The 12,314-nt window shown below is 43.9% G+C and carries 9 protein-coding genes; 8 read left to right on the top strand and 1 reads right to left on the bottom strand.

Annotated elements, in window-relative coordinates:
* The first annotated feature begins 70 nt into the window (after positions 1 to 70).
* Both G5B00_RS10395 and G5B00_RS10400 read left to right on the top strand, forming a co-directional pair.
* Positions 71 to 835 (top strand): DeoR/GlpR family DNA-binding transcription regulator, encoded by a 765-nt coding sequence (locus G5B00_RS10395; protein ID WP_163874600.1) that lies wholly within the window; start codon positions 71 to 73, stop codon positions 833 to 835.
* A gap of 5 nt (positions 836 to 840) precedes the next feature.
* On the top strand, positions 841 to 2,628 hold the full coding sequence (locus G5B00_RS10400; protein ID WP_163874602.1) for an ABC transporter ATP-binding protein: 1,788 nt from the start codon (positions 841 to 843) through the stop codon (positions 2,626 to 2,628).
* Between the two features lie 36 nt (positions 2,629 to 2,664).
* Here the strand turns inward: G5B00_RS10400 and G5B00_RS10405 are convergent, their stop codons facing one another.
* The gene (locus tag G5B00_RS10405; protein WP_163874605.1) at positions 2,665 to 5,214 is read right to left on the bottom strand and encodes an ATP-dependent Clp protease ATP-binding subunit; all 2,550 of its coding nucleotides are present in this window, start codon (positions 5,212 to 5,214) and stop codon (positions 2,665 to 2,667) included.
* Positions 5,215 to 5,443: 229 nt separating this feature from the next.
* Between G5B00_RS10405 and G5B00_RS10410 the strand changes: the two genes are divergently transcribed.
* The 6 genes from G5B00_RS10410 to hemN all read left to right on the top strand — a co-directional run bounded on the left by G5B00_RS10410 (position 5,444) and on the right by hemN (position 12,232).
* Positions 5,444 to 5,701 carry a hypothetical protein gene (locus G5B00_RS10410; RefSeq protein WP_163874608.1) on the top strand — a complete coding sequence of 86 codons (258 nt, stop codon included), beginning with the start codon at positions 5,444 to 5,446 and terminating at the stop codon, positions 5,699 to 5,701.
* Positions 5,702 to 5,889: 188 nt separating this feature from the next.
* Positions 5,890 to 7,572 (top strand): energy-dependent translational throttle protein EttA, encoded by a 1,683-nt coding sequence (gene ettA / locus G5B00_RS10415; RefSeq protein WP_163874611.1) that lies wholly within the window; start codon positions 5,890 to 5,892, stop codon positions 7,570 to 7,572.
* 48 nt (positions 7,573 to 7,620) lie between these two features.
* Positions 7,621 to 8,805 (top strand): PAS domain-containing sensor histidine kinase, encoded by a 1,185-nt coding sequence (locus G5B00_RS10420; RefSeq protein WP_163874614.1) that lies wholly within the window; start codon positions 7,621 to 7,623, stop codon positions 8,803 to 8,805.
* 208 nt (positions 8,806 to 9,013) lie between these two features.
* Positions 9,014 to 10,075 carry a response regulator gene (locus G5B00_RS10425; RefSeq protein WP_163874617.1) on the top strand — a complete coding sequence of 354 codons (1,062 nt, stop codon included), beginning with the start codon at positions 9,014 to 9,016 and terminating at the stop codon, positions 10,073 to 10,075.
* 239 nt (positions 10,076 to 10,314) lie between these two features.
* The gene (locus tag G5B00_RS10430; protein WP_163874620.1) at positions 10,315 to 10,764 is read left to right on the top strand and encodes a lactate dehydrogenase; all 450 of its coding nucleotides are present in this window, start codon (positions 10,315 to 10,317) and stop codon (positions 10,762 to 10,764) included.
* A 112-nt stretch (positions 10,765 to 10,876) separates the two neighbouring features.
* Complete coding sequence (gene hemN, locus G5B00_RS10435; RefSeq protein WP_163874623.1) at positions 10,877 to 12,232, top strand: oxygen-independent coproporphyrinogen III oxidase; 1,356 nt, start codon at positions 10,877 to 10,879, stop codon at positions 12,230 to 12,232.
* Positions 12,233 to 12,314: the final 82 nt, after the last annotated feature.

Here is a 12,314-nt window from a genome sequence, read left to right on the forward strand (position 1 = left end):
AGTTTAATCCATTTGCCTGTAAAACAAAGAAAAATGTGATTATTTGAAATAAGTTCCCTACATTAGATACATGAATAACGTAGAGCGGCATCAGTATATTATTAAACAAATCAAAAAGAACGGACATGTATCCGTTTTGGACTTGTGTGAAGAATTGGAAGTTTCATCAGTAACAATTCGAAAGGATTTGCAATTTCTCGAAGATTCTGGCTTAGTTTACCGGACACATGGTGGAGCTACGGGACATAATCCTTATCAGACAGACCGCCCTGTATTCGAAAAGGAAAAGATTCATGAGAGGGAAAAGCTGTTGATAGCGAAAGAGGCTTCAAAATTGATCACATCCAATGATTCGATCATTATCGGATCGGGAACCACCACGCAGTTTCTGGCAAGGGAAATGAATCCTATCGGAGATATCACCGTGGTCACGTCGGCCCTGAACGTAACTTTGCAACTCTTGAAGCACCAAAATGTGGAAGTCATTCAATTGGGAGGCTCCGTGCGGAAATCGTCCACTTCAGTGACCGGAGCCTATGCGCATTCAGTATTGAGTAATTTTTTCTGTTCCAAATTGTTTTTGGGTGTAGATGGGATCGATATCGATTATGGGATATCGACTACCAGTGCACAAGAGGCTATGTTGAATCAGAAGATGATAGAAGTAGCCCAACAAGTCATTGTATTGGCCGATTCTAGCAAGTTTGGGCGTAAGAGCTTCGGTAAGATTGTGGATTTTTCCAGGATCGATATCATCATCAGTGACGATATTCCTCCCTCATTCAAAGAATTATTTAAGGAAATGGGGATAGAGACAATTATTTGTAAAGGGTAGATTATATGACCATTAAAGCATTATTCGGTAAAGTACTCCCTTTTGTAAAGCCTTACAAAAAGTTGGTGGTTTATACCTTGCTGCTGACTGCAATAGGTTCCTTCGCAGCCCAGGTCAATGCATTCATTCTGAAGTACACGGTAGACACGATCAGTGATTTATTGGTGGCCAAGACGCCCTTGCGACAGGGTCTCTATATTCTGGGGGTGATCTCCGCCATTCTCTTGGGCAAGGAGGTGGTATATGCCTGTGTGCAATTTGGTCAAAAATATTTTGGAGAAAAGTTGCGGATTATGATTGCCCGTGATTTTTCGCAGACCATTGTCGACAAAATATTGACCTACCGGATGGCCTTTTATACTTCGACAGACAATGAATCGGGCAAACTCCAAACCAGGATAGATGCTGGGATCAGTTCATTGACCCGTTTGGTGCAAAATTTCTTTATCGATATTCTTCCTTTATTCACCAATGCTATAGTAGCGCTAGGGTGTATGTTCTATGCCAATTTCTACGTGGGATTGGTAGGTTTGTTGACTGTACCCATCTATTTTTATGTGTCTCAGTTGCAGGCCAATAAATTGTCCGGATTCCGGCGTAATATGCGTCGCTTTCGGGAAAACAAGAGCAACCAAATCATCAATCTGATCGAGTCCATTACGGTGATCAAATCTTTTGTGCGCGAAAAGGAGGAAGCTACTCGCCATCAGGATATACAGTATGAAATGACCGAAAACCAAATGGCCACCCGCAAGACAAGTTTTCTCTTTGACAGTATCAAAGGGTTTATCGAGCAGATTGGAGTGGTCATCGTAATTATCCTTACGGCCTATTTTGTGTTGAATGAGCAGATGACTTTGGGTGCAATTATGTTTCATATCATGCTCTTCAACAATGTCTCGGCACCCATACGGCAGTTGCACCGCATATACGATGAGGTCAATGATGCCTTGATCTACTCCGAAAGTTTTTTTGATATCCTCGAAGCAGATCAAGAAAGAGAGTCTACGGGAGAGTACAGACCAGCTTCTATCCGAGGAAAGATCGAGTTGCAAAATGTGGATTTTGCATATCCGAACGGAACCAAGGCCATTCATGGGGTTTCCATGCGTATCGAACCTAATCAGATTACGGCTTTGGTAGGTTTAAGCGGGGCTGGTAAAAGTACGGTCATCAATCTGTTAGACAAGTTTTATTCCCCTACATCGGGTAAAATTCTGTTGGACGGGGTAGATCTGGCAGCGTATGACACGGCATTCTTGCGGGAGAACATAGGCTTGGTTTTGCAGAAAAACCATATCTTCAAAGGATCTATTGCCGATAATATCCGTTACGGTAAAACTGAGGCTCCACTGGGAGAAGTCATAGAGGCGGCCAGAAAAGCCTATATACATGAGCAGATTATGGAGTTGCCCAAAGGTTACGATTCGGAGGCACATCTGCTTTCGGGAGGGCAACAGCAACGGATTGCTATCGCACGGATGTTTTTGAAAAATCCACCTATTATCTTTCTGGACGAACCTACGGCCAATCTGGATGCTATTGCCACCGAACAGATCAAGAACAGCTTGGATGCCATCAAAGTCGGACGTACAGTTGTTATTGTCTCGCATTCTATTTCCCAGATCATTGATGCTTCACATATCATCGTCATGGAGAGAGGGAGGGTGGTAGAGGATGGTACGCACGAAGAGCTCTACGAGAATAAAGGTACGTATCATCGTATATTCAGTGCGATGGCCAACAGCTTGAATATTCAGAAAATAACGGAGAGTATGAATAATGAGCATTAAAAAAGGTCACAGCTTAAGCTGTGACCTTTTTTAAGTTTAATGTTCGTTCTCTCCACTGACATCCGAGGAGACTGAATTGTCATGATCGTTTGACCCTTGGCCTTTGACGACGATTTCTTTTTTCTCCTCATCCAAATCGACAACAATAGTTTCATTGGGTTTGAGTTCCCCTTTGAGGATCTCTTCGGCAATAGGATCTTCCAGATGTTTTTGGATAGCCCGTTTCAGTGGCCTTGCACCAAAATTGCTGTCATAGCCTTTTTCGGCAATGTATTCCTTCGCTTTTTCGGTCAAGTTGATGGTATGTCCCAAAGCTTCGATACGGACAAATAGGGATTTCAATTCAATATCAATGATCTTGAAGATATGTTCTTTTGTCAATGAGTTGAATACGATTACGTCATCGATACGGTTTAAAAACTCAGGAGCAAAAGCACGTTTCAAAGCCGTCTCGATGACACCTCTCGAATGCGCATCGGCTTGCGTTTCCTTAGCCGTAGTTGTGAAGCCTACACCTTGTCCAAATTCCTTCAATTGGCGTACACCAATGTTGGACGTCATGATGATGATCGTGTTTCTGAAATCCACTTTACGTCCCAAGCTATCCGTCAACTGTCCTTCTTCCAGAACTTGCAGCAAGAGGTTGAATACATCAGGATGTGCCTTTTCGATTTCATCCAGCAATACGACGGCATAAGGCTTACGACGGACTTTTTCAGTCAACTGTCCACCTTCCTCATAGCCTACATATCCTGGAGGCGCACCGACCAAACGTGATACGGCAAATTTTTCCATATATTCACTCATGTCTACTTGGATGAGTGAATCTTCCGAATCAAACATAAAACGAGCCAATTCTTTGGCTAATTCGGTTTTACCGACACCCGTGGGACCCAGGAAGATAAAAGAGCCGATAGGTTTCTTTGGATCTTTCAACCCTGCTCTTGTACGTTGGATCGCTTTGACCAATTTTTGTACAGCATCGTCCTGACCGATGATACGACCTTTCATGGACTCAGCCATATTCAATAATTTTTGACTATCCGTTTGGCTCACACGCTGTACAGGGATACCTGTCATCATGGACACAACTTCGGCTACATTATCTTCGGTGACGGTATAGCGTTTGGTTTTCGTTTCCGCTTCCCAAGCTGCTTTTTCACGTTCCAATTCTTCCAAAAGCTTTTTTTCCGTGTCACGTAGTTTAGCCGCTTCTTCGTATTTCTGTGAGCGTACTACTTTGTTTTTTTCTACCTTGACCTCTTCGATCTTTTCCTCGATATCCAGGATTGTTTGCGGCACATGTATATTGGTGAGATGCACCCGAGAGCCTGCTTCATCCAGGGCATCAATGGCCTTGTCCGGTAAGAAGCGGTCGGTGATATACCTTGTGGTCAAGCTTACACAAGCTTCAATAGCCTCAGGTGTATAGATGACGTTGTGGTGTTCTTCGTACTTATCCTTGATACGGTTCAATATTTCGATCGTTTCATCATGGGTAGCAGGTTCTACCATGACTTTTTGAAAACGACGGTCCAGTGCACCGTCCTTCTCGATATACTGGCGGTATTCATCCAAAGTAGTCGCTCCGATACATTGGATTTCACCACGGGCCAACGCCGGTTTGAACATGTTTGAGGCATCCAAAGAGCCCGAAGCGCCTCCGGCACCAACGATTGTATGGATTTCATCGATAAAGAGGATGACATCGGGAGATTTTTCCAGTTCGTTCATCACCGCTTTCATGCGCTCTTCAAATTGTCCACGGTATTTAGTGCCGGCGACCAATGAGGCCAGGTCTAATGTTACGACCCGTTTATTGAACAATACACGGGACACCTTACGCTGTACGATACGCAGGGCAAGCCCTTCGGCAATGGCAGATTTACCCACACCGGGCTCACCGATCAGGATCGGATTGTTCTTTTTGCGGCGGGATAGGATCTGTGATACGCGTTCGATTTCTTTTTCGCGACCTACGATTGGATCCAGTTTGCCCTCTTCGGCCGCCCTTGTAAGATCACGCCCAAAATTGTCCAATACTGGAGTTTTGGATTTTATGTCGGATACTTTTTTGGGAGCCGAAAAGCTTTCTTCTTCCGCAAAGTCATCGTCTGGCGTAGAAGAACCAGGAGCCTCGTCCGTGATGGTTGTTTTATTTTGTTCCACCTCGTTTTTAAACAGATCGTAAGTCATGTTATATTGGTGCAAGATCTGTGAGGCGATATTGTCTTCGTCTCGCAATATGGCTAACAACAGGTGCTCTGTACCAATGATATCACTTTTAAAGATCTTAGCTTCAAGATAAGTGATTTTGAGGACTTTTTCAGCCTGTTTGGTCAGAGGCATGTTGCCTATAGGCGCTCTGGATACAGACGAACCTTTGACGGCATCCTCTATAGACTGACGAATAGCTCCAATATCTATTTGTAGATTTTTAAGAATTTTTATCGCCACACCATCACCTTCTCGGATCAACCCAAGCAAAAGATGCTCTGTACCGATATAGTCATGACGAAGTCTCAAGGCCTCTTCGCGGCTATACGATATTACGTCTTTTACTCTTGGTGAGAATTTTGCTTCCATGTAAATTACCTTTCTTTCTTAGAATAAGTTAAGAATGTTATAAATGTATGAAATTATTGTAAATCCCCAACTTATTATTTATTATAATTTATCAACAATTAAGCCACAAACAGATGTAGACAAAATGTCAGTGGGAACGTTGAAAGACTTCTGAAGTTTTCGAAACTTCGCAAGTCTGATACTTATCTAGATAACGCATAAAAGTCTCATTCAGCTACACTAGATTTTTATGAAAAGCGAATTATACGGGCTCGATTCGGTCAGTGTTCGGCAAGTATTCGGTTCGGCCTCGGGACACAGTCGGGATTCCGTCGGAACTTGTTCGGCTCTTGTTCGGCCCTCCTTCGACTGTTCTTCGGCAACGACCCGAACAGAGGCCGAAGAGGAGTCGAAGAACACCCGAAGAGCTCCCGAAGAGCTCCCGAAGAAAGCCCGAAGCAGTCCCGAAGCGGTCTCGAACAGGGGCCGAAGCCATGTCGAACGATAGCCGAAGGAACAGATTGCTTATATGATGCCCTAATGCGCACTGTCCGTAGTTTTACAATGTTTTTATATTTAATCGAAAATTTGATATCTTTTAATATCTTTGAAGCTAGGGGGTAATCTGTTCGAAACAATACCTAAGAATAATAAAACTAAATAGACTTGGGCTGTCGCCCGAGAATAACGATTGATATGTCAGACGAGAAAATAATCTTTTCCATGGCGGGAGTAAACAAAATTTATCCCCCGCAAAAGCAAGTTTTAAAAAATATATACCTGTCATTCTTCTATGGTGCCAAGATCGGTGTCATCGGTCTGAATGGTTCGGGCAAATCATCCCTGTTGAAAATCATTGCAGGATTGGACAAATCATACCAGGGTGAAGTGGTATTCTCTCCGGGATATTCTGTGGGTTATCTAGCACAGGAACCCGAGTTGGACAACGATAAGACTGTTCGTGAAATCGTAGAAGAGGGAGTCGCTGAAACTGCGGCCATATTGAAAGAATACGAGGAAATCAACGAAAAATTCGGCTTGCCCGAAGTGTATGAGAATCCCGATGAGATGGACAAGCTGTTGGCGAGACAAGGTGAATTGCAGGACAAGATCGATGCGACAAATGCCTGGGAGCTTGATACGAAGTTAGAGCGGGCGATGGATGCTTTACGTTGTCCCGAACCGGATGCCAAGATCGCCAATTTGTCAGGTGGCGAACGTCGTCGTGTAGCATTGTGTCGTCTGCTATTGCAAGAGCCGGACGTGTTGCTTTTGGACGAACCTACCAACCATTTGGACGCCGAGTCTATCGACTGGTTGGAGCAACATCTGCAACAGTATAAAGGAACCGTCATCGCTGTCACGCACGACCGGTACTTTTTGGACAATGTCGCTGGATGGATATTGGAGTTGGATAGGGGAGAAGGTATTCCTTGGAAGGGCAATTATTCCTCTTGGTTGGATCAGAAGGCCAAACGCCTCGCACAGGAAGAAAAACAGGAAACCAAACGACAGAAGACATTGGAACGGGAACTGGAATGGGTGCGTATGGCTCCCAAAGCCCGTCACGCCAAGTCCAAAGCCCGTCTGCACAATTATGAAAAATTGGCTTCGGAAGAGACAAAGGAACGTGAAGACAAGCTTGAGCTATTTATTCCACCTGGGCCGCGTTTGGGAAATGTAGTCATTGAGGCCGATAATATCTCGAAAGCATACGGAGACCGGATCCTGTTCGAAAACCTAAGCTTTTCCTTGCCTCCGGCAGGCATAGTCGGTATTATTGGACCTAACGGAGCTGGAAAAACGACCTTGTTTCGTTTGATTACGGGGCAGGAGCAGCCCGATACAGGTACATTCAAGGTCGGCGAAACCGTGGTGCTGGGCTATGTAGACCAAATGCACGATGACCTTGATCCCGAAAAGTCGGTATGGGAAAATATCACCGATGGGCAAGACAATATTCTGCTCGGCAATCGCCCGGTAAATTCCAGGGCCTATGTGTCGAAGTTCAATTTTAACGGTGCGGATCAACAGAAAAAAATCGGTGTGCTTTCAGGTGGAGAACGTAACCGTGTCCACTTGGCGATCACATTGAAAAAAGCATCCAACGTGTTGCTTTTGGACGAGCCTACCAACGATATTGATGTGAACACCCTACGGGCATTGGAAGAAGGCCTCGAAAACTTTGGCGGATGCGCCGTCATTATCTCCCATGACAGGTGGTTCTTGGATAGGATATGTACCCATATCTTGGCGTTTGAAGGAGATTCCCAAGTGTATTTCTTCGAAGGCAACTACTCTGAATATGAAGAAAACCGTAAAAAGCGCCTAGGAGATGTGGCACCGAAACGTATCAAGTATAAAAAATTGGTGAAATAGACAAATCTGGCGCTAGCAGGAGGGATCAAAGTAAAATATGAAATAAACATGGATTCGTCGAGGTTATTAGCAGCGATTATAGATACAGCGATAGATGGTATCGTTACGATTGATCATATGGGGATTGTAGAATCCATCAATCCCGCTGCATTGGCGTTGTTTGGATACGAAGCGCAGGAAGTGATCGGAAACAACATTTCCATGTTGATGCCCGAACCGGACAAAAGTCGTCACGATGGCTATATCGACAACTATAAAAGAACAGGAAAGAAAAAGATCATCGGTATCGGTCGCGAAGTGCGTGGACTCCGCAAGGACGGGACAACCTTTCCTTTTCGTTTGGCAGTCAGTGAAGTGTTTTACCAAAATAAAAGAGTCTTTACAGGGTTTGTGCACGATCTCACCAAGGAGAAAGAAGTAGAAGAACAATTGCTGAAACACACGCTAGAACTGGAAGAAATTGTCCGTGATCGAACCAAAGACTTGATTTCCTTGGTTTCTGAGCTCGAAAAGGCAAAGACAGATGTGAGCAATTCGCTAGAAAAAGAAAAAGAACTCAACCAGTTGAAGTCCCGTTTTGTCTCGATGGCCTCGCACGAGTTTCGCACACCGTTGAGCTCCGTACAGCTTTCGGCTTCCTTGATTGAAAAGTATATTGAAAAACCTGATTTCCAGGCCGTGCTGAAACATACTGCACGTATCAAAGGTGCCGTGCAGTTATTGAACAGTATATTGAATGATTTTTTATCTTTGGAAAAACTAGAGGCCGGCGTCGTGACGGTAAACAAGAACAAGATAAACGTCGTTCACCTTGGGGAAGAAATCGCAGAAGAGATGCAGTTGATCTGTAAGAAGAATCAGCATATCGTCTATCAGCATACAGGGTTGGAAGCAGAGTTTGTGTTGGACCCCCATCTCTTGAAGAGCAGTATTATCAATTTGGTGTCCAATGCCGTGAAATACTCGGGGGAAGACACATTTATCGAATTCTCGACCGAGATCAACGGTGATACATGCACTGTGATCGTCAAGGATAACGGTATAGGTATTCCCGACGAAGATCAGGTCAACCTGTTCGAACCCTTTTTTAGGGCGCACAATACCGGAAATATCCCCGGTACAGGGTTGGGGCTGAATATCGTAAAGAGGTACATTACACTCATGGGAGGCAAATTGGAGTATTGGTCAGCGATCCATAAAGGCACAATGTTTAAAATGATTTTTACACAATAATATGGCTGATGCGTGCGATCAATGTCATTAAGTTAGTGTTTTTTGTCATCCTGAGGCTCGTCCGAAGGATCTGAAAACCATGTCGTACAGATGTTTCGGCAAGCCTCAACATGACATGGTGGATATTGCATCCTTAACTTAATGACATTGCGTATACGCTAGCAGAAGAAAAAAAGGTTAAAATAAAGATTTTGTCAATATCCATACAATGAAAAAAAGAACCATTCTGATCATCGAAGACAATGAAGAAATCAGGGAGAGCACCCAAGAGATACTGGATCTGACCGGAGGCTATGAAGTCATCACAGCCGAAAACGGAAAGATAGGTGTAGAGATGGCTGTTAAGCACTTGCCCGACCTTATCCTTTGCGATATTATGATGCCGGAGCTCGATGGTTACGGGGTGCTGTATATGCTCAATAAATTCGAAAATACCATGCATATACCTTTTGTCTTTCTGACGGCTAAGTCAGAAAGAACCGATATACGCAAGGCCATGGAAATGGGGGCTGATGATTATCTGATCAAACCCTTCGATGATATCGAATTATTGAATGCGATTGAAAGTCGGTTGCGAAAGAGAGATAATCTGCAAGGCAGTATCCATAGTCCCAATTTTGTTGGTCTCGACATGGAAGAACAGGATTACCTGCTAACAGATCTTGTGGAACAGGCACGTATCAAGACATTCAAGAAAAAGCAGCTGATTTATGAATCTGGCGATACTCCCGTATTTGTTTACTTCATCCGTACCGGAAAAGTTCGTACCTTTCTGTACTACCAAGACGGCCGGGAATTGTCTACCGGTATCCATATAGACGGCCAATATTTGGGATACGAAACCGTGCTATTGAATGAAAAATATACCGACAATGCCATTGCCTTGGAAGATGCGGAGATAGCATTGATACCGAAGGAGAACTTTTTCGAGTTGATGTACAAAAAACCAGCAATTGCAAGCAAATTTATTAAAATGCTTTCCGGAAATGTCAAGGAAAAGGAAGAGCAGATGCTCGGGTTTGCCTATGATACTGTGCGGAAGCGTGTGGCCAATGCTTTGGTCAATGTTGCGCTAAAGACCATAGAAAACGATACCCAGGACGAAGTGGTCATTCGTATTTCTAGGGACGATTTAGCAGCTCTGGCGGGTACCGCAAACGAAACGATCAGCAGGATGCTCGCCGATTTCAAAGATGAAAAACTGATCACCAAAGAAGGAAATGCTATACGCATTTTCTCCATTCTCAGACTAAAAAACATTAAACAATGATTTAGTGGACAGTTGACAGAGGACAGTTGAGAGTTGAGAGTTGATAGGGGAGAGTTGATAGGGGAGAATGGAAGGGCATCACGTAACAATTCGTAATTCAAAAAAACGTAAATCATAGTTTAGTGGTTAATCACTCACCCTGTAAGTGATGAAAATCATATATTAAGCTGACCACCTACATTCACAAGTATTGGTACATGCCCTAGTTTTGGAGAAATCTTGTGAAATCAGGGGTGTACATGAAAGTCGTGGCATACAATATTCGGGAATTTGAGAAAGAACAACTTGCCTTGGCTAATGCCAAGGTGCATGACCTTACGTTGATATCAAACGGGTTGGATATGGGAACCCTACATTATGCAGTGGGGAAGGAAGTCGTCATCATTTCCGATAGGGATGTGCTTGATAGTACATTGTTGAACAAGCTGGATCAGATCGGCGTCAAGAAAATCATTACACGTTCCATTTCTCTGGATCATATCGACATTTCCCATGCCAACAAACTTGGTTTGCACATTGCCAACACTCCTTTCGAAGACCAAAGTACCCTTGGCATAGCCTATCAGACCATCATGAACCTCAACAACTGGGGGGACGAAAGATGCCTCGGTTTGGCCTGTCAGTGTGTGCTCGAATGTGAGAAAAAAGGAGTTCCTTTGAAGCAAAACTATGAACGACAAACAAAATGAAACATAAGGCCTGTTAACTCTGGCGCAAGCATTAGTGAAACGATGCTTGTGCCTTCTGTGCAAGCGTGCCGCTTGTGATCCCTATTGTCTGTGTTAACATAAAAAAAGACAAATGCAAATACACAACCTCATATCAAAATACAATGTTGCCGCACCACGGTACACAAGTTACCCTACCGTACCGTTTTGGGAAAATCACTGCTTTAATGCTGAGCAATGGAAAGAACGTGTCGTACAGAATTATCAAAAATCCGGTAAAGAAGGCATAAGCATTTATATACATTTACCCTATTGCGAAAGCCTCTGTACCTATTGTGGCTGTAATACGCGCATTACCAAAAACCACAATGTAGAAGAGCCCTATATCAATTCACTGCTTAAAGAATGGAAAATGTACAAGGAGATTTTGGGCGATAAAGAATTAAAAATTGCTGAAATCCATTTAGGTGGAGGTACGCCGACTTTTTTTCATCCCCTTCATCTGGAGAGGTTGCTTTTAGGTATTCTTGATGGACAGGCTAAAGCAGAAAATGCCTCATTTTCGTTCGAGGCGCATCCGGCTAATACAACCGCCGAACATTTGCAAGTGCTATATGATCTAGGCTTTAGACGGTTGAGTTTAGGAATTCAGGATTTTGACAAAAAAGTACAGTTTATTATCAATCGCCATCAGACAGTAGAAGATGTGATGCGTGTCATGGATCAGGCGAGGGGTATAGGCTACGAGTCGATCAACTTTGACTTGATTTACGGTTTGCCATTACAGACAGCTGATTCTGTGCGGATGACTATTGAACAATCCTTGTGTATGTCTCCAGACCGTATTTCCTTTTACAGTTACGCGCATGTACCATGGATCAAGCCCGGCCAGCGGCGCTTTACCGAGGAAGATTTGCCACAAGGTGAAGAAAAGCTATCTTTGTACAAGTTGGGAAAGGAGATGATCCAACAAGCTGGGTATAAGGATGTGGGGATGGATCATTTTGCGAAAGAAAAAGATGCTTTGTTCGTTGCAGCACAACAGGGACGATTACATCGCAATTTCATGGGCTACGCCGACCGATATACGCCTTTGTTGATAGGTCTGGGGGTATCCTCGATCAGCGACGCTTGGACTGCCTTTGCGCAAAATGTCAAAACTGTCGAAGAATATCATACACGGATTGCAGAAGGTCGGCTTCCTGTATTCAAGGGACATCTGTTGGGTGATACAGATGTTGTTATTCGCCAATATATTCTTGACATGATGTGTAGGGGAACGGTGAGGCTGCAAGAAGGATTTGTATGCAACGAACGGATTCTGGCTCGGTTAGATCCTTTGGTCGGAGATGGACTGGTCACGGTAGATGGGGACGTCGTCCATGCCACCGAAGTAGGTAAATCTTTTTTGCGTAATATATGTATGGCTTTCGACGAACGCCTGCATCGTAAAAAAGACCAGGAAAACCTTTTCAGTCAAGCGATATAGTAGGGGTAAATTGTTATTTGCCCATTATTTGCCCGAAGCCCCAAGGCACACGAAGGGATTCGTGCGCCAACATAAAAAACAA

This window comes from Parapedobacter sp. SGR-10 (genome assembly GCF_011030405.1).
Classification (GTDB): Bacteria; Bacteroidota; Bacteroidia; order Sphingobacteriales; family Sphingobacteriaceae; genus Sphingobacterium.